Here is a 23882-nt window from a genome sequence, read left to right on the forward strand (position 1 = left end):
GCCTGGTGTGTTTTTTAACAGCCATTCTGGCTGATGGATTGATTGAATGTCCACTAACCTTCAAACAGCTGCAACCGGCGGCGAAAGCTTTGCCGACTTGTTTGCAGAAAGCATCAAGAACCAAGACCTGAAAAGCGGCGAAGTCATTTCCGCCGAAGTTCTGCGCATCGACCACAACTACGTTCTGGTCAACGCCGGTCTGAAGTCCGAAGCCCTGATCCCCCTCGAAGAATTCCTGAACGACCAGGGCGAACTGGAAGTCCAGGCCGGCGATTTCGTGTCCGTGGCCATCGATGCTTTCGAGAACGGCTATGGCGACACCATCCTGTCCCGTGACCGCGCCAAGCGCCTGTCGGCCTGGCTGTCCCTGGAACAGGCGCTCGAGTCGGGCGAACTGGTCAACGGCACCATTACCGGCAAGGTCAAGGGCGGTCTGACCGTCATGACCAACGGCATTCGCGCCTTCTTGCCCGGTTCGCTGGTCGACCTGCGCCCTGTCAAAGACACTACGCCGTACGAAGGCAAGACCCTGGAATTCAAGGTCATCAAGCTGGATCGCAAGCGCAATAACGTCGTGCTGTCGCGCCGCGCTGTGCTGGAAGCTTCCATGGGCGAAGAGCGCCAGAAGCTGCTGGAAACCCTGTCCGAAGGTGCCATCGTCAAGGGCATCGTCAAGAACATCACCGATTACGGTGCGTTTGTGGACCTGGGCGGCATCGACGGTCTGTTGCACATCACCGACATGGCCTGGCGTCGTGTCCGCCACCCATCCGAAGTTCTGCAGGTGGGTCAGGAAATCGAAGCCAAGGTTCTCAAGTTCGATCAGGAAAAGAGCCGCGTCTCCCTGGGCGTCAAGCAGTTGGGCGAAGATCCATGGATCGGTCTGGCACGTCGCTACCCACAAAACACCCGCCTGTTCGGCAAGGTTACCAACCTGACCGACTACGGTGCATTCGTTGAAGTGGAAGACGGCATCGAAGGCCTGGTGCACGTGTCCGAAATGGACTGGACCAACAAGAACGTGGACCCACGCAAGGTCGTGACCTTGGGCGAAGAAGTCGAAGTCATGGTTCTGGAGATCGACGAAGACCGTCGCCGCATCTCGCTGGGCATGAAGCAGTGCCGTGCCAACCCATGGGAAGATTTCGCCATCAACTTCAAGCGTGGCGACAAGGTTCGCGGCGCCATCAAGTCGATCACCGACTTTGGTGTGTTCGTTGGTCTGCCTGGCGGCATCGACGGCCTGGTTCACCTGTCCGACCTGTCCTGGTCCGAGTCCGGTGAAGAAGCCGTGCGCAACTTCAAGAAGGGCGACGAAGTCGACGCCGTGGTTCTGGGTATCGATACCGACAAAGAACGCATTTCGCTGGGCATCAAGCAGCTGGAAGGCGATCCGTTCAACAACTTCGTGGCCACCTACGACAAGGGCGCTGTCGTCCAGGGCGTGATCAAGGCTGTTGAAGCCAAGGGCGCTGTTGTTACTCTGTCGCTAGATGTGGAAGGCTACCTGCGCGCTTCCGAGATCTCCTCGGGCCGCGTTGAAGACGCTACCACCGTCCTGAAAGAAGGCGAAGAAATCGAAACCATGATCCTGAGCGTGGACCGCAAGACCCGCTCCATCCAGCTGTCGATCAAGGCCCGCGATACTGCCGAGACTGCTCAGTCCATGGCCCGCCTGTCCGAAGCCAGCGCTTCGTCGGGTACGACCAACCTGGGTGCTCTGCTGCGTGCCAAGCTGGACCAGCAGCAGCGTGACGACGGTTAATCAGCGTGACCAAGTCTGAGCTGATTGCGCTGTTGGCCAGTCGCTATCCGCAACTGGCGCTGCGCGACATGGATTTCGCCGTGAAAACGGTACTCGATTCGATGACCCAGGCTCTGGCCAGCGGTCAACGGATCGAAATCCGCGGATTTGGCAGCTTTTCGCTCTCTACCCGTTCGCCGCGGGTGGGGCGCAATCCCAAGTCGGGCGAAAAAGTGTTGGTACCTGGCAAGCAGGTGCCGCACTTTAAGGCCGGCAAGGAATTGCGCGAACGCGTCGATTCTGTTTTTCTCCAGCAGGAACAGATCGAAACCGATGATCAGTCGTCTGCGTTCGAGCAGCTGAATGCGCGGGTCCGTCACGGCTAAAGACACCCTTGCAAGCTGATGAAACAGGCCCTTTACAGGGCCTGTTTTGCGTGTGCGCTAAACGGCGCTTGCACGTACAATCAGTCAATATAAAAAACACTGTTGGAGCCTAATAATGCGCTATCTAGTCTGGGTACTGCGTCTGCTCGTCTTTCTGGTCGTGCTGTTGTTTGCACTCAAGAACACCGAGCCTGTACAAGTGAACTTCTTTGCCGAGCACATTATTCAGGATGTTCCCCTTATCGTCGTCATGCTGGGAGCCTTCATTCTGGGCCTGGTCATGGGCTTGTTGATCATGGTTGGCGCGGTTATGCGACGCCGCCGGGAAGTCAACCGCCTGCGCCGCGAAATGGACCGATTGCAAGAGCGCCTGGAGCTGTCCGGGCAATCACCGGCATCGGCCGTGGCTCCGGAAACCGTTGCACCCCTGGCACCGTTGTAATCAGCCGGAGTATCACACGTGGATTTTGAAACCTGGTGGCTGGTCTTTGTACCCATTCTCTTCGCCTTGGGCTGGGTGGCGGCGCGAGTGGATTTCCGGCAGATGATGTCCGAGACCCGCAGCCTGCCCGATTCGTATTTCAAGGGCCTGAATTTCCTGCTTAACGAAGAGCCTGATCGCGCAATCGATGCCTTTGTGGAAGTGGCCAAGCTGGACCCGGAAACCACCGAGCTGCACTTTGCGCTGGGTAGTCTGTTTCGGCGTCGCGGCGAGATGGAGCGCGCCATTCGCGTTCATCAGAGCCTGCTGTCGCGTACTGACCTGCCGCAAAGCGACCGGGAAAATGCCCAGTTCCAGATCGCTCAGGACTTTCTGAAAGCCGGCATGCTGGACCGGGCCGAAGCCGCTTTCGAGGCGGTGCGCGAAACTCGGTTTGCTGTCCCCGCCATGCGTGCCCTGATTCGCATTTACGAATCCGAGCACGACTGGCCCCGCGCGATCGAGGCGGTGCGTCGACTGCGCGCCCTGGTCGATGAGCCTGTGCCGCAATTGGTGCATTATCAGTGCGAGCAGGCCGAAGCCGCATTGCAGGGCAAACAGGCCGATTTCGAGCGGGCTTCTAAGGCGTTGGACGAAGCCGACAATGCCATTCGCAAGCTGGGCGCGGAGCAGACGACGCAGGCCTCCCAGGCCCGCGTGGCGGCTTTGCGCGCCCGCGTGGCCCGCATGCAGAACCAGACCGAGCAGGAGCGGGCCTATCTCGTGTCGATTCTGGACAGCGCGCCGGAGTACGTGGGGTTGTACGCCACCGAACTGCTTGGCAGCTATCGACAGATGGGCCGCGAGGACGAGGGGGTGGCCATGCTGCGTGCTCACTACAAGCATCATCCCAATCTGGACACATTCAATGTCCTGTTCCGGGTGCTGCGTGAACGCCGCGGTTATCAGCCCGCGTGGGCGTTTGCGCGCGAATCGTTGCGTTCGCACCCCTCTTTGCTGGGGCTGGATAAAATGCTGGAAGTCGAGTTGCAGGACGAAAGCCAGCATACTCAGGCACGTAACGAACAAGAGCCCGGCTTGACGGCCGCCGCCGATATTGTGGCGGGAGCCGATCTTAGCCTGCTACGCTCCTTGATTCATAAACATACCCAGCGCCTGGATCGCTATGCCTGCCATGTCTGCGGTTTTGAGGCGCGGCATTTCTACTGGCAATGTCCAGGGTGCAATTCCTGGGAAACCTACGCCCCTCGACGGCTCGAGGAACAACGATAATGGAATTTCCGACGCAAGCCGTACAGGCCAGCCGGGTGCTGGTGGTGGGCGATGTCATGCTGGATCGCTATTGGTTCGGTGACGTGGATCGCATTTCTCCCGAAGCACCGGTTCCTGTCGTCAAAATGGGGCGCACCGAGGACCGCTTGGGCGGTGCCGCTAACGTGGCGCGTAATATTGCCGCGCTGGGAGCTCAGGCCAGCCTGTTGGGCGTCATCGGGGTGGACGAAGCGGGTGATAAAGTGCGTGAACTGGCTCTGCACGATCATGTGCAGGCCCATTGGATACAAGACCCGGGCATGCCTACGTCGCTCAAGTTGCGCGTGTTGGGCCGCCAGCAGCAATTATTGCGGGTCGACTTTGAACATCGGCCCGGTGCAGGTGCGTTGGAGCAATTAAGTCGGCAGATGGGCGATTTGCTGGACCAGCATCAGATCGTGGTGTTATCGGATTATGCTAAAGGGGCCCTGGCTCAGGTGGAGCAACTGATTGCGTTGGCACGCGAAAAAGGCATTCCGGTTCTGGTCGACCCCAAAGGAAAGGCTTATCAGCATTATCATGGCGCGACTATTCTGACGCCTAATCGATCCGAAATGCAGGATGCGGTGGGGGCCTGGGCTAGCGAGTCCGACCTGCAGGAACGAGCGCAGCAGCTACGCCGTCAACTGGATTTGGAGGCCTTGCTGATTACCCGTTCGGAACAAGGCATGACGCTGTTTACCGAAAGCGGCAGAGAGCATGTGGATGCGCAGGCGCAGGAAGTCTTCGATGTGTCGGGTGCCGGGGATACCGTGCTGGCCACACTGGCGGTGATGCGGGCAGCCGGGCTGGATTGGCTCCAGGCCATGCGCTGGGCCAATCGCGCCGGCGGCATTGTCGTAGGAAAATTGGGCACGTCCGTGGTGACGGCAAAGGAATTGGCATGATAGTGGTAACGGGCGGTGCCGGCTTTATCGGCAGCAATCTGGTTTTGGGGCTCAATCGTCAAGGCATGACGGACATTCTGGTGGTCGATGACCTGAGCGACGGCGATAAGTTCGTCAATCTGGTGCATGGTCAGATTGCAGACTATATGCATAAGGACGACTTTCGCGCGCGCCTGGCGCGTGATGAGTTCAACAATATCGAAGCCATCCTGCATCAAGGGGCCTGCTCGGACACGACCGAGCGCAATGGCCAGTTCATGATGGACAACAACTATCGCGTCACGCTGGAGATTTTCGAGTATTGCCAGCGCAAGCGCATTCCTTTGCTCTATGCTTCCTCGGCGGCCGTATACGGTGCCGGGCCGCGTTATGCCGAAGACCTGGCCAACGAAGCCCCCTTGAATGTGTACGGCTATTCCAAGTTCCTGTTCGATCAGGTGTTGCGCCGCGAGTTGCCTGCCTTGACCGCCCCGGTGGTGGGGCTGCGGTATTTCAATGTGTACGGCCCCCAGGAGCAGCACAAAGGGCGCATGGCATCGGTGGCTTACCACAATATGCTTCAGTACCGTCGCGAAGGCCATGTGCGCCTGTTTGGCGGCTGGGATGGCTACGTGGATGGCGGCCAGCAGCGCGATTTTGTGTTTATCGACGATGTGGTTTCCGTCAATCTGCATTTTTTGAATCAAGGTACGCGATCGGGCGTATTTAACTGCGGTTCCGGCCGAGCGCAGCCGTTCAATGATGTTGCCCAGACGGTAGTCAATACCTTGCGCGAACACGAAGGCTTGGAGCCATTGGCACTGGAGGCGTTGGTCAGCCAGCAGTGCTTGCAGTACATTGATTTTCCGGATGATCTTAAAGGTCGCTATCAAAGCCATACCCAGGCTGATCTGACACAGTTGCGGGCTGCCGGGTACGACAAGCCGTTTCACGACGTGCAAAGCGGCGTGGCCGAGTACGTGCGCCGTCTGTTGGTTTCGGGCGCGTTGCGCTAGTGCCAGTTTGTCCATGCGTAACTGCGCGCATGGATCAAGCCTTGCCGACGGTCCCTGCATGCCGGCTTAGCGTAGCACCATGAAGGCTCCTTTTTATGGAGCCTTTATCATGTCCGTTTTCCTGAATTCCTCTTGTGCGCCGGTTCCAGTAGTCAAGCTTCGGACTGCGTGGCGTGCCGCTACACAGAAATGCGCGTTGGCATTATGGCTGGTTTTTTGTCCGGGCTTTGTCGCGGCTGTGGACCTGAATACCGCCACAGCCGAGCAGTTGCAGCAGATCAAAGGCATAGGCCCACGTACCGCGCAACTGATTCTGGAGGAACGCCAGCGCGGCGGAGATTTTGATTCCCTGCAGAACCTGGCCGATCGGGTCAAGGGCATAGGCCCCAAAAAAATCGGCACCATGGAACAGTCCGGCCTGACCGCAGGCGCAAGCAAAAAGCCCGCCGCTTCCTCTGTTGCACCGCGTCCGGGCGTGGATATAAGGAAAAAGCCGTAGCCCCGAGGCGAGTCTCGTTTTAAGCTATTAGATTGTGTTTGAATACGGTGACCGGCATTGTTGGCTGTTCACCGTGCTGCGCCAGGTTCGGCGTGACAGGCAAGGTAGAGTCCGTTGATGAAAAATTATCCCACTATCGAAGATACCGTAGGCCACACCCCTTTGGTGCGGCTGCAACGCATTCCGGGCCAGTTCGGTCAGGCTCGCGGCAATGTGATCTTGGCCAAAATGGAAGGCAATAACCCGGCCGGCTCGGTCAAGGACCGCGCCGCCCGCTCCATGATCCAGCAGGCCGAATTGCGCGGCGACATTCAGCCGGGCGACACCCTGATCGAGGCCACCAGCGGCAATACCGGTATTGCGCTGGCCATGATTGCCGCCGTGCGCGGCTACAAGATGATTCTGATCATGCCCGACAATCTATCGGTCGAGCGCCGTGCGTCCATGACGGCCTATGGCGCGCAACTGATTCTGACGCCGGCCAAGGAAGGCGGAATGGAATATGCCCGTGACCTGGCTTTGCAAATGCAGGCCCAGGGGAAGGGCAAAGTACTGGATCAGTTCGCCAATCAGGACAACCCCGCAGCCCACGTGGGCAGTACGGGGCCGGAGATCTGGCAGCAGACCGACGGGCAGATTACCCATTTTGTCAGCGCCATGGGAACCACCGGCACTATCATGGGGGTGGGCAGTTATCTGCGTGCCCAGAACAGCAATATCGTTGTTGTGGGGGCTCAGCCTGCCGAAGGTTCGCAGATTCCGGGCATACGCAAATGGCCGGACGAATATCTGCCTAAGATTTACGATCCCAGCAAAGTAGACGCTTTCGAGTATATCGAGCAGCAGCAGGCCGAAGACATGACCCGGCGTCTGGCGGCCGAAGAAGGCATTTGCGCCGGCATATCATCGGGCGGCGCTCTGGTAGCCGCTATGCGCGTGGCCCAGCGGGTCCAGAACGCCACGATCGTGTTTATTGTCTGCGACCGTGGCGACCGGTATCTGTCTACCGGCGTGTTTAATTAATTAGGGTCGCCGTAACCCATCTGCTGGGCCAGTTCGGAGGCCAGGTCAGCCACTGAACTGGCGTAAAAGTAGCTGCGGTTGTAGTGGGTAATGGCAAAGAAATTAGGCGTGCCCAAGCGGTATTCCGTGGTGTTGCGTGGCTCGTCCACCAGGTTGACCACGCCGAGCAAGGACTGTTGCCACGGGCCGGGGTGCCGGGTCTGTCCGTGCGCGCGGGCACCTGCTTGGCTCAGTTCCGTCCAGTTGCGTTTGGGGTAGATGCCACCGTCCACCATGGATTTGCTGGCCGTGCTTAGTCGGGCGGGAGCAAAGACGGGCAAACCCGGCTCCCAGCCGTGCGCGCGCAAAAAGTTGGCGATGGACGCCATTGCATCGACAGGGTTGTTGCGCAGGTCGATGCGTCCGTCGCCGTTGCCGTCTACTGCGTAGCGGATCAGACTGCCAGGCATGAACTGTGGCATGCCCATGGCACCGGCAAAGGAGCCTTGCACGATGCGCGCGTCCAGTTCGCCTTCGTGGTGCAGTTGGATCAGGTCCGCTAATTGGTCGCGAAATAATTGGCCACGTTCGGGGCGGCTGTTGTCCGGGTAGGCAAAGCCAAGAGAAAACAAGGCGTCCAGCACCTTGAAGTCCCCCATGATCTGTCCGTATACCGTTTCAACGCCCAGAATCGCCACGATGACCGAAGGAGCCACGCCGTAGGCTTGCGATATGCGATCCAGGTCGTCGCGGTGGGACTGCCAGAAGGCGATGCCGCGGCGGATGCGGATCGGGTCTACATTACGCTGTCTATAGGTGACCCAGCTGCGCTTGATGCGCCCGCCGGTGGGACGCATCAGCTTAACGGCGGTGGCATTGTACTGAGCTTGCTGCAGCAGGTCGGTGACCAGCTCCAACGGTACTTGGCGGGTAGTGGATACATCGCGCGCATAAGCGGCTATATCGGCGTTTAGCTGACCGGTGGCTGTAAAAAACTGGGTTCGACCCGCGATTGACTGGCCGGCGCGAATGGGTGGCGGTTCGTCCAGCGACTTGATGGCAACAGTGCCGGAAACAGGCTTGGCAGGGCTGGAGGCCGCAGCGCCGCTGGGTTTGGCCGGCGTGGGGGCGACGCTGGATGGGGTGGCGGCACAGCCGGCCGTGGTCAGCGCAATCAGCGCCGCTTGCAAAATACGAGTGGGTCTGAACATAATCCATCCTCATGGAGACACTATATATTACCCATCCGTCATGCCATCTGCATGAGATGGGACGATGGCACCCCGAAAGCCCGGAGCGGCTGGATGCCATCAATGACCAGCTACTGTCCAGCGGACTGGCATCCTATCTGCTCGGCCGCAAGGCGCGGCTGGCGACGGATCAGGATATCTTGCGTGTTCACGATGCCGCCTATCTGCAGCAGCTCAAGCAGCAGTTGCCCAAGCAGGGCTACTTCAATATTGATGCCGACACCTTGATGAACCCGCACACTCTGGAGGCGGCCTACGCCGCTGCCGGTGCGGGCCTGGATGCGGTGGACGGTGTGATGCAGGAAGGGGCGGCCGGCGCATTTTGCTCGGTGCGGCCACCAGGGCATCATGCCGAAAGCAATCGAGCCATGGGGTTTTGTTTTTTCAATAATGTGGCCGTGGCGGCGGCGTATGCCATGGAGCGCTATGGCTTGTCGCGCGTATTGATCGTCGATTTTGATGTGCATCATGGCAATGGCACAGAGCAGATTTTTGCCGACGACGAACGGGTTCTGATGTGCAGTTTTTTTCAGCATCCATTTTTTCCTGGTTCATATCAGGTTCCTGTGCCGAAAAACATGGTAAACATACCGGTTCAAGCCTATGCAAAGTCGACTCAGGTTCTGGAGGCGTTCAAGCAACAGTGCATGCCCAGAATTAAGGCCTTCCGGCCCGAGATCGTCTTTTTTTCGGCAGGCTTTGATGCACACCGCGAGGATGAAATGGGACAGCTCAGTCTGGTAGAGGCGGATTATGCCGAACTGACCACTGCGGTGGTCAAAGCCTGTGCGCCCAGTGCCGGCCAGCGTCTGGTCAGCATGCTCGAAGGCGGTTATGACGCATCCTCTCTGGGACGCAGCGTGGTGGCGCATGTCCGGGCTATGGCCGGACTCTAGGCGAACCGTATTTTCGGTCAGTGGCCTGCTGCGCAAAACCAAGCATTATTTCTATTCAAGATAGCATTGGAGAAAACTAAATGAAGGTGTTAGTACCCGTGAAACGCGTGGTTGACTATAACGTCAAGGTGCGCGTGAAATCCGACCAGTCCGGGGTGGATATCGCCAATGTCAAAATGTCCATGAATCCGTTCGACGAGATTGCCGTCGAAGAGGCGACGCGCCTGAAGGAAAGCGGAGCCGTGACAGAAGTGGTGGCTGTGTCCTGCGGCGTGGCCCAGAGCCAGGAAACCCTGCGTACGGCACTGGCCATCGGCGCGGATCGCGCCGCTCTGGTGCAGACCGATGCCGAACTGCAGCCGCTGGCCGTGGCCAAGCTGCTCAAGGCGGTCGTGGACAAAGAGCAGCCTTCCTTGGTGATTCTGGGCAAGCAGGCCATTGACGACGATGCCAACCAGACCGGGCAGATGCTGGCCGCCTTGCTGGACTGGCCGCAAGCGACGTTTGCCAGCAAAGTGGAGCTGTCCGCGGACAGCGTGTCGGTCACGCGTGAAGTGGACGGCGGCCTGGAAACCATCAAGCTTGCGCTGCCTGCCGTCATTACCACGGACTTGCGCCTGAACGAGCCGCGTTATGTGACGCTGCCCAACATCATGAAGGCCAAGAAAAAAACGCTGGATACGCTGACACCCGAGGAGCTGGGCGTGGATGTGGCTCCGCGCATCAAGACCTTGAAGGTCAGCGAGCCGCCTGCACGCTCGGCCGGCATCATCGTGCCGGATGTGGCGACGCTGGTTGAAAAATTGAAGAATGAAGCGAAGGTGATCTAAATGTCGATTCTTGTCATTGCCGAACACGACAATCAGCAGCTCAAGGCTGCAACCCTGAATGCCGTGGCTGCCGCCCAGAAAATCGGTGGCGATGTCCATGTGCTGGTAGCCGGCCACCAGGCCCGCGCCGTGGCCGATCAGGCGGCGCAGGTACAGGGCGTCGCCAAGGTGTTGCTGGCCGACGGCGCGGCGCTGGCCGATGGGCTGGCCGAAAACGTGGCAGCCCAGGTGCTGGCCGTGGCCTCCTCGTATGGTCATATCTTGTTCCCCGCTACGGCGTCGGGCAAGAACGTCGCGCCGCGCGTGGCCGCCAAGCTGGATGTTGCCCAGGTGTCCGATATTTTGTCGGTGGAGTCGGCCGATACCTTCACGCGGCCCATCTACGCAGGCAATGCGATTGCCACCGTCCAGTCGGGCGACCCGGTCAAGGTCATTACTGTGCGTACTACTGCCTTCGATGCTGTCCCAGCACAAGGCGGCGGCGCGGCTATCGAAGAACTGTCCGCCGTGGCCGATTCGGGCCGTTCGGCTTTTGTCAGCCGCGAAGTCGCCAAAAGTGATCGTCCTGAACTGGCGGGTGCCGCTGTCGTGGTATCGGGTGGGCGTGGCCTGGGCAGCGCCGAGAATTTCAAGATGCTCGATGGCTTGGCCGACAAGCTGGGTGCCGCTCTGGGCGCATCGCGGGCCGCCGTGGATGCGGGCTATGCCCCTAACGATTGGCAGGTCGGCCAGACCGGCAAGATCGTGGCACCGCAACTGTACGTGGCCGTCGGTATTTCGGGAGCCATCCAGCATCTGGCGGGCATGAAGGACTCCAAGGTGATCGTGGCTATCAACAAAGACCCGGAAGCGCCTATTTTCGGCGTCGCCGATTATGGTTTGGTGGCGGATTTGTTTGAAGCCGTGCCAGAATTGGAAAAGGCACTGTAAAAGCCCACAAGCCTGCCGGCGATGTTGCCGGCAGGCTTTTTTTTACCCTTGATGCGCCTGCTGGCCGGGCGGGGTCAAGATAAAAGCTTCTCCGACAGCCGGCCTGTGCCGCACGGGGATTTTTCATTGCGTGTCCGGCGGGGCGCAGCATTGGCAGCGGCCTTGTCGTTTCTGTGTAGGAGTGTTCATGACGTATCGTGTTCCCACCCAAGACATCCGCTTTGTGCTGCAAGAACTTGCCGATCTGCCCGGTGTGCTGGCTTTGCCGGGGTTCGAGGAGTTTTCGGCCGAGCTGATCGATGCGATCATCGACGAGAACGCCCGTTTCGTCGAACAGGAAGTCGCTCCGCTCAACCGTGTCGGTGACGAGCAGGGGGCGCAGTGGCAGGACGGTCAGGTCAAGACGGCCCCCGGTTTCAAGAAGGCGTTCGAGGAGTTTTCCAAGGCGGGTTGGCAGGGCCTGCAGCACGAACCCGAACTGGGTGGTCAGGGCTTGCCCAAACTGATTGGTGCGGTGGCCGGTGAAAACATCAATGCCGCCAATCTGGCGTTTTCCTTGTGCCCTTTGTTGACCGATGGCGTGATCGAGGCCTTGTCTTTAGTGGGCACCCCTGAACAGAAAAAGCGCTTTCTGCCGGCGTTGTTAGAAGGCCGCTGGACCGGCACCATGAACCTGACCGAACCGCAGGCGGGATCGGATCTGGCACAGGTCAGCAGTCGCGCCGTGCGCCAGGCGGACGGCAGCTACAGGCTGAGCGGGCAGAAAATATTCATTACTTACGGCGAGCATGATCTGGCCGAAAATATTATCCATCTGGTGCTGGCGCGCACGCCGGACGCACCGGCGGGCGTCAAAGGGATTTCCTTGTTCATCGTGCCCAAGTTCCTGGTCAAGGACGATGGCTCTTTGGGCGCACGCAACGATGTCTGGTGTGCTTCGCTGGAGCATAAGCTGGGCATACACGGCAGCCCGACGGCGGTGCTGTTGTACGGCTCGGGCAAGGGCGAGGCAGGCGAGGGCGCGGTGGGCTACCTGGTGGGCCAAGAAAATCATGGTCTGCAATATATGTTCATCATGATGAATGCCGCTCGCTACGCGGTCGGTCTGCAGGGCGTGGCTGTTGCCGAGCGTGCTTTGCAGCAGGCCCAGGCCTATGCTCAGGAGCGTATTCAGGGCGCCCCGCTTGCCGGTGGCAAGCAGCCGGTGTCCATCGCTCACCACCCGGATGTGCAGCGCATGTTGTTGCAGATGCGTGCCCTGACCGAAGGAGCGCGGGCGTTAGCCTATTTTGCGGCCGGTATCAACGACAAGGCCCATCACGGCACGGACGAATCGCGCCGCAAGCGATACCAGGCCCTGTACGAGTTCTTGGTGCCAGTGGTCAAGGGCTTTAGCACCGAAATGTCTGTGGAGGTGGCGTCGCTGGGTGTGCAGGTGCATGGCGGCATGGGCTTTATCGAGGAAACCGGCGCTGCGCAGCACTATCGTGACGCACGTATTCTGCCCATCTATGAAGGCACGACGGCAATTCAGGCCAACGACTTCATCGGCCGGAAGGTGCTGCGTGATGCCGGCACGGTCATCCAGGCGCTGTCGCCGCAGTTGGAGGAAACGATTGCGCGTCTGCGCCAACGCGCCGACCAGTCCGAAGAACACGGCACGGCGTTGAACCTGATTGCCGATCGCCTGGAGGGAGGCATGCAGAATGTCGAGCTGGCGGCCACCTTTACCTTAATGAATGCCCAGCAGAACCTGCCGGCCGTGTTTTTGGGCAGTGTGCCGTTTCTGATGTTGGCCGGTTATGTATTGTCTGGTTGGCAGATGGCGCGCGCCGCCTTGGTGGCCGAGGCCGCCTTGTCCCAGGGCAGCCAGGATGTGTTTTTGCGCCGCAAGCTGGCGACCAGCGTGTTCTACGCCAGTCATATTCTGCCGCGCGGCGATGCGCTGGCCTTGTCGATCTCGGACGGGCTGGATCTGGCACCGTATTTGTCGGCCGATCTTTTGTAAAGCAGGCGTCAGCGGGGGAGCTTTCAAGTTCCTCGCCTGCGTTCAGCATAGCTATATGTATATAAGCAATGGCTATTTGAATTGAGTCTCTTATGCTGACAAAATCTATCCCATCATCTTACTGATCGGATTCGCCGATCTTTCCAACGCCGGCTTATCCAGCAAGGGAGCACACAATGGCAACATTACGTCTGGGCGATACCGCCCCTGATTTCGAGCAGAAATCTTCGGTTGGCACCATCAAATTCCACGACTTCCTGGGCAATAGCTGGGGCGTGCTGTTCTCGCACCCCGCCGACTTTACCCCCGTCTGCACCACCGAGCTGGGCTACACCGCCAAGCTGGCCGACGAGTTCGCCAAGCGCAACGTGAAGGTGTTGGCTGTTTCCGTGGACGATGTCGATTCCCACAATCAGTGGATCAGCGATATCAACGACACACAGAAAACAACGGTCAACTTCCCCATCCTGGCCGACGACGACCGCAAGGTGGCGGATCTGTACGACATGATCCATCCCAACGCCAGCACTACTGCCACCGTGCGTTCGGTGTTCATCATTGATCCGGCCAAGAAGGTGCGTCTGGTCATTACCTACCCTGCCAGCACAGGCCGTAATTTCAACGAGATTTTGCGCGTCATCGATTCGCTGCAATTGACCGACAGCCACAGCGTGGCCACGCCCGTGAACTGGGAGGATGGCGACGATGTCATCATCGTTCCTAGCCTGAAAGACCCCGAGGTCCTGAAGCAGAAGTTCCCCAAGGGTTACACCGAAATCCGTCCTTACCTGCGTGTGACGCCTCAGCCGAACAAGTAAATCGGCGCTGCGTTCATTGCCAAGCCCCGCGACCTTTACAGGCGCGGGGTTTTTGTTTTTCAGTTTTCATGCAAGGCCGATGGGCAGGTGTCTGGTCAAGGAGTGTGGGTACTGAGCTTTGTTTCTGAAAGGGAAACGGGGCAGCTGTCCTGGCTTGCGGGCCAGGACCGGCGTAGGCAAGGACGCCAGGCCATATCGATGCGGGCGCGTATTTTGTACTCGTGGGGCATAAGCAACAAGGCGTGGTAAACGCTTGCCTGGTATGCTGTTATTAAGTACAGTGCTGTATAAGAAAACAGTAATCAGGAGACTGCTATGTCCCGCCCAAACCGTCATTCGCCAGCTGCTTTGCCCGCCCGCCACCGGACTGCCGTCCGCAAGGTAGGGCGCAGCCCTTTTCCGACTCAACTTTCTTTGCGCTCCAAAGTACTGGATGTATGCCTGGTGGCGGTGTGGGGGGCAACAATTCCGGGACTGCTCTGGCTGGGCAGCATGGGCGGGTTCTAGGCATGCCTTACGGGACGATGTTCGTCCATTCGGACGTCAGAAATCGATCCTGCGCAAGCTGCTGTGCGCGTGCCAGCGTAGCCTCATTCAAGGCTACCTGCTTCAGGGGCGCTTGTTGGCGAAAGGTGGCCAGCATGGCTTCGATCACGGCTTCGCGGCTCATCCCGGTCTGGCTGCGCAAAGGGTCGACGCGTTTTTTGGCGCTGGTCGTGCCTTTGTCCGACAGTTTTTCTTTGCCGATGCGCAGCACATCCAGCATCTTGTCTGCATCAATGTCGTACGCCATCGTCACATGATGCAGAACGGCATTGCCTCGTCTTGCCTGCGCGGCTCCGCCTATTTTGCCGCCCGCGCTCGTAATGTCGTTCAGGGGTTGATACCAGGCATCTATGCCCAAGCCGCGCAATGCGTCTACGACCCAGGAGTCCAGAAACTCGTAAGATTCCTGAAATGTCATGCCGGTAACAAACGGCAGCGGCATGCTTAACGAATAGGTAATGGTGTTGCCAGGCTCGATGAACATGGCACCGCCGCCGCTGATGCGGCGCACTACTTTAATGCCGTGCCGGTGTGCACCTTCGTAGTCTATTTCGTTGCGCAGCGATTGAAACCGGCCTATGACGACAGCGGCCTCCTGCCATTCCCAGATGCGCAGTGTGGGCGCGCGCAGGCCGTCGCTGACCTCCTGGGTAATGACATCGTCCAGCGCCATATGCAGGGCGGCTGGTTGCGGGCCGGTATGAATCAGCTCCCAGGACAACTGGCTCCATTTGTTCATGCCAGGGCCCTCCGCACCACAATGCCGATGGCTTGGGGCGTCACGCCGAACATATCGATATCTTGTGGCAGGGTGCGGCTGATATGCGCCGCTATTTCTTCGGCGCTGCTGTGTATGGATAGGCCGGCCAGAGCCTTGTTCATCATGCTTAGAGCTTCCGGCGGTTCCAGGAAAAAGTCGCCGCTTAGCTGGGCTTGTTCGATACGGCCGCCCTCGACGCTCAGGTCCACGACGACCAGCTTTCCACCTGGAACTTTATATTCGGCATGCATAGTGTTCTCTGTGTTTCTGGATATAGGCCGCCGTGCGCAGCAACCTTTGTTGGATTGTCCTGACTGGCGCAGCTTCTGTGCCGACGCCGGTTGTGCCGTATATTAACGCAGTTAAACGCCTGTCGTGCTAGGGCGACACGGGTGCAGGGCGCTTGTGGAGCCAAGGGGTTTGGTGATAGAATTTTTGGCTTAACCTTTGTTTTTCATCCTCTTTCAGCGCTGTTTTTTTCGATTGTTGCGGCTGATACGATGATTTTGGAGTCAATCGTGGATTTGATCGCTATTCTTGAGCAAGAAGAAATCCAGCGCCTGACCGGTGGCAAGCTGCCTCCCGAGTTCGGTCCTGGTGACACCGTTGTCGTTAACGTGAACGTGGTTGAAGGTACGCGCAAGCGCGTCCAGGCCTACGAAGGCGTGGTCATCGGTCGTCGTAATCGCGGCCTGAACTCCTCGTTCATCGTTCGCAAGATTTCTTCCGGCGAAGCCGTCGAGCGTACGTTCCAGCTGTATTCCCCGCAGATCGCCAGCATCGAAGTCAAGCGCCGTGGCGCTGTGCGTCGTGCTAAACTGTACTATCTGCGCGAACGCTCGGGCAAAGCCGCTCGCATCAAAGAAAAACTCGTTCGTCGTTCGGGCAATTAATTCCCGGCGATTTGCGATGCAAAGGCACCCAAGCGGGTGCCTTTGTTTTTATGTGAGCACGATGCCGACCTCTATCATCAAGCCTGATCGCAGGCCTGTCATCGTTCCAGGATTCGATCCTCGCAGCCAGCCTCTGGTGGCTATGGAGCCTTTGCCTGGATTGCCTTTGCAGGCGCTGCAGCTCGATTTCATGCGTAGCGCGTTCAGCCAGCCTGTCCAGTGGCAGGTCGAGCCGGTTTTCCGTGGCTCGTTCTATCCCGAGTTTCTACCCGAATCGGTCAATATACGTGCGGCTGTCTGCATTGGCGTCATACAACGCCCGGACGGCCCGGCCGTTATTTTTACCCGGCGTGCCAAGCATCTACATAACCACGCGGGGCAGATCAGCTTTCCCGGCGGTCGTATCGAAGCATCCGATCTTGGGCCGGTTCAGGCGGCCTTGCGGGAAACGCAGGAAGAAATCGGCATTGAACCGCGCTTTGTGCGCTATCTGGGCCAGCATCCGATCTTTGTCACCAATACGCAGTTTGCCATGCGCCCCATCATAGGCGAACTGCAGGCGGGGTTTACGGTCGTGCCCGACAAGGCCGAAGTCGCTGAAGTATTTGAAGTTCCCTTGGCTGTCCTGCTGGACCCGCAGCGCCATCAGTTGCACCATGCCACCTTGCCCGATGGCACCCAGCGCCAGTACTTTTCTATCCCTTGGGGGCCGTACTTCATCTGGGGAGCCACCGCCGTACTGGTGCGCAACGTGTACCACCATTTGTCTGCGGCCTGGAGTCAGTTGTCGGCCGGTGGAGACATGAAGCGCTAGCCCAGGCAGGGATGACGTCGGTCCCGGCGGGATCGGCCTGGGCCGAGCGGATGTCGGCAGTCAGAGCCGCGCTCAGTAGCGCGGCTTGTTTTCGTGCTCGGCCAGCAGACGCTGGTACAGTGCGTGGCGGTCCGGATGGATGGAGCCAGCCTCAATACCGGCTAGCACGCCGCAGCCGGGTTCGTGGCGGTGGCTGCAGTTATAGAAGCGACACGATTCAATGGCTTGCCGGAAGTCCGGGAAGCCATGCGCAATGTCTTCCTGTTCCAGGTGCGATAGGCCAAACGCCTGAAAACCGGGACTGTCGATCAGGTCGCCACCCTCGGGCAAATGGTACAGGCGTGTGCTGGTGGTGGTGTGCCGGCCCGTTCCCAAGGCTTGGGAGTGTTCCCGTGTCAGAGCATGCGCATCGGGCACCAGGGCATTGAGTAGGGTGGACTTGCCCATGCCGCTTTGGCCCAGCAGCAATGTGCGCTTGCCAGCCAGCCAGGGAGCCAGGATCTGGCGTGTCTGGGCGGGCTCCAGGGCCACCATTTCCAGAATCGGCACGCCCAGCGCGGCGGTGGGGGCCAGCTTGGTGCGGGCTTTCTGTAGCGATGCGCTCAGGTCAGCCTTGTTCAGAATAATGACGGGTGCAATATCCGCGCTCCAGGCGGCGACCAGCGCACGGCCCAGCAGGTCCTCCGAATACGAAGGCTCTGGTGCCACCACGATCAGCAACTGGTCGATATTGGCGGCAAATTGCTTGGTGCGGAAATCGTCCGAGCGGTACAGCAGGTTGCGTCGCTCCTGCACGCGTTCGATGGCACCTTCGTCTTTGCCCTGCAGGAGCACATCGACCTGATCGCCCACGGCAATGCCGGCTTTTTTGCCGCGTGGAAAACATTTGATTGTGCGGCCATCGGGCAGTTCGACGAAGTAGTGGCGACCGTGCGCGGCCGTGACCAGGCCGCTGAGTGTGGAGTGTGGTGTCATGCCAGGCTTTTCAGGTGTTGGATGCGGTCGATGGCATTGGGGTGGCTGTCATAGAAAGCAGAGTGGATGGGGTCGGGAGTCAGCGTGGCGGCGTTGTCGTTGTACAGCTTGAGCAAGGCCGAGATCAGATCGTCTGCCTGGCTGTGGCTGGCGGCAAAGCGATCAGCCTGATATTCGTCGCGGCGCGAGACATAAGCGGCCAAGGGAGACATCCAGAAGGTAAAGGTGGGCAGAACCAGAAAAAACAGGATCAGGGCCAGTGCGTCGTTGGGGCGTCCCAGTTGGGGAATCACGCCCAGACTGGTGTAGAAGTTCATGCTGGACCAGGCCCAACCGGCCAGCAGGAAAAAGCCCAACGAGGACAGCAGGCTGATCAGCAGGCGGCGCTGGATATGGCGGTGCTTGAAATGCCCCAGTTCGTGGGCCAGCACGGCTTCTATCTCGGATGCTTGCAGCTTGTTGAGCAAGGTGTCAAAAAAAACAATGCGCTTGCTGCGGCCCAGTCCGGTGAAGTAGGCGTTGCCATGCGCGGAGCGACGCGATCCATCCATGACGTACAGGCCGTCGGCCTGGAACTGGCAGCGTTGCGCCAAGGCGGCGATGCGCTCGCGCAGTTCGGCGTCCTCCAGAGGCTTGAAAGTGTTGAACAAGGGGGCGATCACGCGCGGATACAACCACAGCACCAGCAGGTTGAAGGCGACCCACAGGCCCCACCCGTACCAAGGCCAGTCAGAGCCGGCCCAGGCCATCAGGCCCAGCAGGGCCGCGCACAAAGGGGTGCCCAGCAGTAGTACCAGCAGGAGCGCCTTGACGGTGTCGGCAACAAACAGGCCCGGGGTCATGCGGTTAAAGCCAAAGCGTGCTTCCAGCACGAACTTGCGATACCAGGCAAAAGGCAGGCCGGCGGCACCCATGATGGCCAGCACGGTGCCGATCAGGACAAGCTGGCGCAGCAGCTCGTGGTCGATGAGTCTGGCGATTGCAATATCCAGCCATTGCAGGCCGCCCAGCAGCGTCAGCGCCAGCAGCAGACAGGCTTCGACCAGACGCTCGATCAGGCCAAGACGGGTGCGCGCAATGGTGTAGCGCGCGGCGCGCTGGTGGCTGTGCAGGCTGATGCGTCCGGCGAACTCGGGCGGCACCTGGCCGTGATGGCGATGGACGTGGCGGATCTGGCGCACTCCCAGCCAGAAGCGCAGACAGACATCGCAAAGCAGGAAGATGACGAACAACAGAGTCAGCATGGGCACAGGCAATATGTAAAATAGGCGTTTTGAGGAATGATTATATGGCGGTTCAAACACAGCGTCTGGTCTGGCTCGATATGGAGATGACGGGCCTGGACCCAGACAAAGAGCGCATCATCGAAGTGGCCGTGGTGGTCACCGAGGCCGATCTGACCGTGGTGGCCGAAGGCCCGGTACTGGTGGTGCATCAGAGCAATCAACTGCTCGATGGCATGGATGCCTGGAACAAGGGCACGCATGGCCGCAGTGGCCTGATCGATAAGGTGAAGGCCTCCACCTTGACCGAGGAACAGGCCGAGGACATTTTGCTGGATTTTCTCAAGCAGCATTTGCCGGCCGGCAAGTCGCCGCTGTGCGGCAATACCATCAGCCAGGACCGCCGTTTCATGTATCGCTACATGCCGCGTCTGGAAGCCTTTTTTCATTATCGTAATCTGGATGTCAGCACCCTCAAAGAGTTGGCGCTGCGCTGGAAGCCCGAGGTGGTCAAGAGCTTTGTCAAGCAAAGTCGTCACGAGGCCCTGGCCGACATCTACGAGTCCATTGCCGAGCTCAAACACTACCGCGAGCACTTTATTCAGGCTTAGACCATTAATACGTCACGCTGTTTTTTTTGTCCGGTGCCGACGGCCGGAAATGAAGTCCGACCCCGTAACGATTCAGTGCGTTTCGGGGTCTTTTTTTGCCCCTAGGTATTTACCCTTAAAACCTTGGGAACATCCCCATATGATACGGATTTTTGATTGACATCAAATTTTTCGTATTAAATAATGAAGTGTATATGGTTTGCGCTGAAATTAAGTGTTTTGGCGCTGTCTGCACTATTACCAGGGGTTTGTCATGTATGCACAACTCGTAGAAACCGGCGTCAAGCAGGTCAAGGGCATGGACGATATGTCCGAGCAGGAGCGCCAGTTCCAACAGCGCATCGACGACGGTGTACGCATCGAAGCCAAGGACTGGATGCCCGAGGCCTATCGCAAGACGCTGGTGCGTCAGATCTCCCAGCACGCCCACTCCGAAGTGGTCGGCATGCTGCCAGAAGGCAATTGGATCACGCGTGCGCCTTCGCTCAAGCGCAAAGCCATTCTTATGGCCAAAGTCCAGGACGAAGCCGGTCATGGTCTGTATCTGTACAGCGCGGCCGAGACGCTGGGCGTCGACCGCGACCAGATGGTGGGCGATCTGCTGTCGGGCAAGGCCAAGTATTCCAGTATCTTCAACTACCCGACCCTGAACTGGGCCGATATCGGCATGATCGGTTGGCTGGTCGACGGCTCGGCCATCATTAACCAGATTCCCTTGTGCCGTTGCTCTTACGGTCCTTATGCGCGCGCCATGGTGCGTGTGTGCAAGGAAGAATCGTTTCACCAGCGCCAAGGCTACGATTTGCTGCTGCAGATGTGCCTGCATGGCACGCCCGAGCAGAAAGCGATGGTGCAGGACTCCATCAACCGCTGGTGGTGGCCCGCTTTGATGATGTTCGGCCCTTCGGATGCCGATTCCACCAATAGCGCTCAGTCCATGCAGTGGAAGATCAAGCTGTTTTCCAACGACGAGCTGCGTCAGAAGATGGTCGATCAGACCGTGCCGCAGGCCGAGTATCTGGGGCTGACCATTCCCGACCCCGATCTGCGCTGGAACGAGGAGCGTGGTCACTACGATTTCGGCGAAATCGACTGGGAAGAGTTCTGGGCTGTCATCAAGGGTAACGGCCCCTGTAACCGTGAACGGCTGCAGGCGCGCGTCCAGGCTCACGAAAACGGTGCCTGGTTCCGCGACGCCCTGGAAGCACACGCCGAAAAGCAAGCACTGGCCCGCAAGGTCGCCTAAGCATTTATGTGTGCGGAAAGCATCAGGCTTTCCGCCCGATCCGATACGCAGCGCGCGGTTACAGCTCGCCGCTGCACAGCGAGGAATACAGCATGAGCAAGCACGATTGGCCCCTTTGGGAAGTCTTTATCCGCAGCCAGCACGGTCTGGCCCACAAGCATGTCGGCAGCCTGCACGCGCCTGATGCGGAAATGGCCATCAACAATGCCCGCGACGTCTATACCCGTCGTAACGAAGGCGTCAGCATCTGGGTGGTGCGCGCGGCCGATATCGCCGCGTCCAGCCCCGAAGATAAAGGCGCGCTGTTCGAGCCATCCAACAGCAAGGTTTATCGTCACCCCACTTTCTTCCCGATGCCCGACGGCATCAATATGTAAGGGGGCGGCATGGACAAGGCATTGTTTTCTTTTGCCCTGAGACTGGGCGATTCGACCCTGGTGCTGTCGCAGCGTCTGGGCGAATGGACCGGTCATGGCCCGGCACTGGAAGAAGAACTGGCCAGCGCCAACACCGCACTGGATTTGCTGGGCCAGGCCCGCATGTGGTTGACGCTGGCGGGCGAAACAGAAGGGCAGGGCCGTGATGAAGACCGGCTGGCCTACCACCGCGACGCCCACGAGTACACCAACTACCTGCTGGTCGAACGCGACAACGGCCATTACGGCCAGACGCTGATGCGTCAGTTTCTGTTCGACAGCTGGCATTTTTTCTTGCTCGAAGAACTGGTCAATTCGTCGGACGAACAGATCCGGGCCATCGCCCAAAAGGCACATAAAGAAGTCATGTACCACGTGCGCCGCTCCAGTGACCTGATCGTGCGCCTGGGCGATGGCACGCCTGAAAGCCATGCCCGTATGCAGGGAGCGCTGGACGATGCCTGGCGTTTTGTGGGCGAACTGTTCCTGGACGACGAAGTGACGCAGACACTGGCCCAGCGCCAGGCCGTGCCTTTGCTGGCCAGTCTGTGGACTCCCTGGCTCGATTATGTCGGCGAAGTGTTCGAGCGCGCGACGTTGCGCCGCCCAGCGGAGCAGGAAGCGCAGCATAAAGCCTATCGTGGCGGCCCACAGGGACGCCACACCGAGGCGTTGGGTTATCTGCTGGCGGAAATGCAGCATCTGCCACGCATGTACCCCGACGCCCGCTGGTGATCGCCATGAGCACGGCCTGGACGACGGAGCAGGTCATGGAGCGTCTGGCCTGCATTCCCGATCCCGAGATTCCGGTTATTTCTTTGCTGGATCTGGGTATTGTGCGTAAGGTGCATTGGGAAGATGGAACCTGTGTGGTCACCATCACGCCCACGTATTCGGGTTGCCCGGCCATGTACGAGATCACCCGCTCAATTGAAGAAGCCTTGCGCGAACAAGGGTTGGAGCAGGTGCGTGTGGACACGCAATTATCGCCGGCCTGGACCACGGACTGGATGAGCGAGCAGGGCAAGCAGGCCTTGCGCGGGTACGGCATTTCGCCGCCTGCCCAGCAGTCCGTGGATGTGTCGGGCCTGCTGCGCCGGCCCGAAGCTCCGGTGGTGGCCTGTCCGCAATGCGGCTCCACCCATACCCGGGTCATCAGCCAGTTCGGCTCTACGCCATGCAAGGCGCTGTATCGCTGCATCAGTTGCGGCGAACCTTTCGATTACTTTAAGGCGCATTAGTCCTATGAGTCAGTTTTATTCTCTCCCAGTGGCGTCGGTTTCACGCAGCACCCGTGATGCGGTGGTGGTGGCATTCACCGTGCCGGAGCAATTGCAGGATGTGTTCCATTTCCGTCCTGGTCAGTACCTGACCTTGCGCACGCATCTGGACGGGCAGGAGCTGCGCCGTTCGTATTCGATCTGTGCGGCTCCGCACGATCGCTTGCTGCGCGTGGCCATCAAGCGCGTCAATGATGGTGCGTTTTCGACCTGGGCCAACAGCCACCTGGAAGCAGGCGCTACGCTGGACGTCATGCCCCCGGACGGGCATTTTACGGTCGAGTTCGATCCCGCTCAGGCGCGTCGCTATGTTGCGTTTGCGGTGGGCAGCGGCATCACCCCCATTCTGTCCCTGGTCAAGACGGCGCTCAATACAGAGCCGGACTCCACGTTTACGCTGTTTTTCGGCAACCGGGCGTCCTCGGCCATCATGTTCCGCGAAGAAATCGAGGACCTGAAAAACACCTATATGGAGCGTTTCTCCATCGTGTATATCATGAGCCGGGAGACGCAGGACATAGACCTGTTCAATGGTCGCCTGGATGGCGAGAAAGTGCGTCAGTTGATGCAGGTGTGGTTCGACCCGGCCAGCGTCGATGTGGCCTTTGTCTGTGGCCCGCAGGACATGAGCGAGCAGGTCATTGCCGCGTTGCAGGAAAACGGCCTGGACAAGTCCCAGATCAAGTTTGAATTGTTCGGCGCGCCCAAGGGACCGCGTGCCCTGCGCACCGGCGAAGAGGCCCGCAAGGCACCGGGCAAGGAGCAGTGCGAACTGACGGTGATCCAGGACGGCGTGACGCGCAGCCTGACCATAGACAAAAACAGCGCCAGCGTGCTGGATTCGGCCCTGCAACAGGGGCTGGAGCTGCCCTACTCGTGCAAGGGCGGTGTCTGTTCGACATGCCGCTGTAAAGTGGTGGAAGGCGAAGTGGACATGGATGCTAACTTTGCCTTGGAAGATTACGAGGTGGCGCGCGGTTTCGTGCTGAGCTGCCAGAGCTTCCCGGTCAGCGACCGCCTGGTCATTGATTTCGACCAGGAAACCTGAGGCGGGGCCGCGTGCGCGGCTTTTTCAGATCATCAACGGCGGCCGGCCGGTCCGGCTGCAGTTCAGAATCAG

27 protein-coding genes are annotated in these 23882 nt (G+C 59.1%); 22 read left to right on the forward strand and 5 right to left on the reverse strand.

The window, feature by feature from the left end; translation table 11 throughout:
• The first annotated feature begins 46 nt into the window (after positions 1–46).
• The 8 genes from rpsA (at position 47) to cysM (ending at position 7287) form a co-directional block, all read left to right on the forward strand.
• Positions 47–1765 carry a 30S ribosomal protein S1 gene (gene rpsA / locus AADW57_RS06940; protein ID WP_341669319.1) on the forward strand — a complete coding sequence of 573 codons (1719 nt, stop codon included), beginning with the start codon at positions 47–49 and terminating at the stop codon, positions 1763–1765.
• A gap of 5 nt (positions 1766–1770) precedes the next feature.
• Positions 1771–2130: an integration host factor subunit beta gene (locus AADW57_RS06945; protein WP_341669320.1), complete on the forward strand. Its 360-nt coding sequence runs from the start codon at positions 1771–1773 to the stop codon at positions 2128–2130.
• A gap of 115 nt (positions 2131–2245) precedes the next feature.
• Entirely contained in the window at positions 2246–2572 is a 327-nt protein-coding gene (locus AADW57_RS06950; protein ID WP_341669321.1) for a LapA family protein, read from the forward strand.
• Between the two features lie 18 nt (positions 2573–2590).
• Positions 2591–3844, forward strand: coding sequence for a lipopolysaccharide assembly protein LapB (lapB, locus tag AADW57_RS06955; protein WP_341669322.1), 1254 nt, complete (start codon positions 2591–2593; stop codon positions 3842–3844).
• On the forward strand, positions 3841–4770 hold the full coding sequence (rfaE1, locus tag AADW57_RS06960; RefSeq protein ID WP_341669667.1) for a D-glycero-beta-D-manno-heptose-7-phosphate kinase: 930 nt from the start codon (positions 3841–3843) through the stop codon (positions 4768–4770). Before lapB ends, rfaE1 begins: the two co-directional genes overlap by 4 nt.
• Positions 4767–5765 (forward strand): ADP-glyceromanno-heptose 6-epimerase, encoded by a 999-nt coding sequence (gene rfaD / locus AADW57_RS06965; protein WP_341669323.1) that lies wholly within the window; start codon positions 4767–4769, stop codon positions 5763–5765. The genes rfaE1 and rfaD overlap by 4 nt, the downstream gene beginning before the upstream one ends.
• Before the next feature lie 196 nt (positions 5766–5961).
• Positions 5962–6264 carry a ComEA family DNA-binding protein gene (locus AADW57_RS06970; RefSeq protein ID WP_341669324.1) on the forward strand — a complete coding sequence of 101 codons (303 nt, stop codon included), beginning with the start codon at positions 5962–5964 and terminating at the stop codon, positions 6262–6264.
• A 117-nt stretch (positions 6265–6381) separates the two neighbouring features.
• Positions 6382–7287: a cysteine synthase CysM gene (gene cysM / locus AADW57_RS06975; protein WP_341669325.1), complete on the forward strand. Its 906-nt coding sequence runs from the start codon at positions 6382–6384 to the stop codon at positions 7285–7287.
• Here cysM and mltB read toward each other — a convergent pair.
• Complete coding sequence (gene mltB / locus AADW57_RS06980) at positions 7284–8477, reverse strand: lytic murein transglycosylase B (RefSeq protein WP_341669326.1); 1194 nt, start codon at positions 8475–8477, stop codon at positions 7284–7286. The genes cysM and mltB overlap by 4 nt on opposite strands.
• Before the next feature lie 11 nt (positions 8478–8488).
• Between mltB and AADW57_RS06985 the strand changes: the two genes are divergently transcribed.
• From AADW57_RS06985 to AADW57_RS07010, 6 genes are all read left to right on the forward strand, one after another.
• A complete protein-coding gene (locus tag AADW57_RS06985; protein ID WP_341669327.1) occupies positions 8489–9412 on the forward strand; it encodes a histone deacetylase family protein in 924 nt (307 codons plus the stop codon).
• An 80-nt stretch (positions 9413–9492) separates the two neighbouring features.
• Complete coding sequence (locus AADW57_RS06990; protein ID WP_341669328.1) at positions 9493–10242, forward strand: electron transfer flavoprotein subunit beta/FixA family protein; 750 nt, start codon at positions 9493–9495, stop codon at positions 10240–10242.
• On the forward strand, positions 10243–11172 hold the full coding sequence (locus tag AADW57_RS06995; protein WP_341669329.1) for an electron transfer flavoprotein subunit alpha/FixB family protein: 930 nt from the start codon (positions 10243–10245) through the stop codon (positions 11170–11172).
• Positions 11173–11359: 187 nt separating this feature from the next.
• Positions 11360–13180, forward strand: coding sequence for an acyl-CoA dehydrogenase (locus tag AADW57_RS07000; protein ID WP_341669330.1), 1821 nt, complete (start codon positions 11360–11362; stop codon positions 13178–13180).
• Positions 13181–13356: 176 nt separating this feature from the next.
• Positions 13357–13998 (forward strand): peroxiredoxin, encoded by a 642-nt coding sequence (locus tag AADW57_RS07005; protein WP_341669331.1) that lies wholly within the window; start codon positions 13357–13359, stop codon positions 13996–13998.
• Between the two features lie 315 nt (positions 13999–14313).
• Complete coding sequence (locus tag AADW57_RS07010) at positions 14314–14505, forward strand: hypothetical protein (protein WP_341669332.1); 192 nt, start codon at positions 14314–14316, stop codon at positions 14503–14505.
• Between the two features lie 7 nt (positions 14506–14512).
• Here the strand turns inward: AADW57_RS07010 and AADW57_RS07015 are convergent, their stop codons facing one another.
• Together AADW57_RS07015 and AADW57_RS07020 are read right to left on the reverse strand one after the other, a co-directional pair.
• On the reverse strand, positions 14513–15283 hold the full coding sequence (locus AADW57_RS07015) for a lipoate--protein ligase family protein (RefSeq protein WP_341669333.1): 771 nt from the start codon (positions 15281–15283) through the stop codon (positions 14513–14515).
• The gene (locus tag AADW57_RS07020) at positions 15280–15555 is read right to left on the reverse strand and encodes a lipoate protein ligase C-terminal domain-containing protein (RefSeq protein ID WP_341669334.1); all 276 of its coding nucleotides are present in this window, start codon (positions 15553–15555) and stop codon (positions 15280–15282) included. The genes AADW57_RS07015 and AADW57_RS07020 overlap by 4 nt, the downstream gene beginning before the upstream one ends.
• Positions 15556–15822: 267 nt before the next feature.
• Between AADW57_RS07020 and rplS the strand changes: the two genes are divergently transcribed.
• Both rplS and AADW57_RS07030 read left to right on the forward strand, forming a co-directional pair.
• The gene (gene rplS, locus AADW57_RS07025; RefSeq protein ID WP_189390916.1) at positions 15823–16197 is read left to right on the forward strand and encodes a 50S ribosomal protein L19; all 375 of its coding nucleotides are present in this window, start codon (positions 15823–15825) and stop codon (positions 16195–16197) included.
• A 61-nt stretch (positions 16198–16258) separates the two neighbouring features.
• Positions 16259–17011, forward strand: coding sequence for an NUDIX hydrolase (locus AADW57_RS07030; protein ID WP_341669335.1), 753 nt, complete (start codon positions 16259–16261; stop codon positions 17009–17011).
• Between the two features lie 72 nt (positions 17012–17083).
• On the opposite strand, the gene rsgA is transcribed toward AADW57_RS07030, so the two are convergent.
• On the reverse strand, positions 17084–17986 hold the full coding sequence (gene rsgA / locus AADW57_RS07035; protein WP_341669336.1) for a ribosome small subunit-dependent GTPase A: 903 nt from the start codon (positions 17984–17986) through the stop codon (positions 17084–17086).
• Positions 17983–19230: a M48 family metallopeptidase gene (locus AADW57_RS07040; protein ID WP_341669337.1), complete on the reverse strand. Its 1248-nt coding sequence runs from the start codon at positions 19228–19230 to the stop codon at positions 17983–17985. Before AADW57_RS07040 ends, rsgA begins: the two co-directional genes overlap by 4 nt.
• Positions 19231–19274: 44 nt before the next feature.
• On the opposite strand from AADW57_RS07040, the gene orn reads away from it, so the two are divergent.
• The 6 genes from orn to paaE all read left to right on the forward strand — a co-directional run bounded on the left by orn (position 19275) and on the right by paaE (position 23810).
• A complete protein-coding gene (gene orn / locus AADW57_RS07045; protein WP_341669338.1) occupies positions 19275–19820 on the forward strand; it encodes an oligoribonuclease in 546 nt (181 codons plus the stop codon).
• 253 nt (positions 19821–20073) lie between these two features.
• Positions 20074–21066 (forward strand): 1,2-phenylacetyl-CoA epoxidase subunit PaaA, encoded by a 993-nt coding sequence (paaA, locus tag AADW57_RS07050; protein WP_341669339.1) that lies wholly within the window; start codon positions 20074–20076, stop codon positions 21064–21066.
• Positions 21067–21158: 92 nt separating this feature from the next.
• Positions 21159–21443: a 1,2-phenylacetyl-CoA epoxidase subunit PaaB gene (gene paaB, locus AADW57_RS07055; RefSeq protein ID WP_341669340.1), complete on the forward strand. Its 285-nt coding sequence runs from the start codon at positions 21159–21161 to the stop codon at positions 21441–21443.
• A gap of 9 nt (positions 21444–21452) precedes the next feature.
• On the forward strand, positions 21453–22217 hold the full coding sequence (gene paaC / locus AADW57_RS07060; protein WP_341669341.1) for a 1,2-phenylacetyl-CoA epoxidase subunit PaaC: 765 nt from the start codon (positions 21453–21455) through the stop codon (positions 22215–22217).
• Between the two features lie 5 nt (positions 22218–22222).
• A complete protein-coding gene (gene paaD, locus AADW57_RS07065) occupies positions 22223–22723 on the forward strand; it encodes a 1,2-phenylacetyl-CoA epoxidase subunit PaaD (RefSeq protein ID WP_341669342.1) in 501 nt (166 codons plus the stop codon).
• Positions 22724–22727: 4 nt separating this feature from the next.
• On the forward strand, positions 22728–23810 hold the full coding sequence (gene paaE / locus AADW57_RS07070) for a 1,2-phenylacetyl-CoA epoxidase subunit PaaE (RefSeq protein ID WP_341669343.1): 1083 nt from the start codon (positions 22728–22730) through the stop codon (positions 23808–23810).
• The last annotated feature ends 72 nt before the right edge of the window (positions 23811–23882 follow it).

Source organism: Alcaligenes sp. SDU_A2 (assembly GCF_038237375.1).
Taxonomy (GTDB): Bacteria; Pseudomonadota; Gammaproteobacteria; order Burkholderiales; family Burkholderiaceae_B; genus Alcaligenes.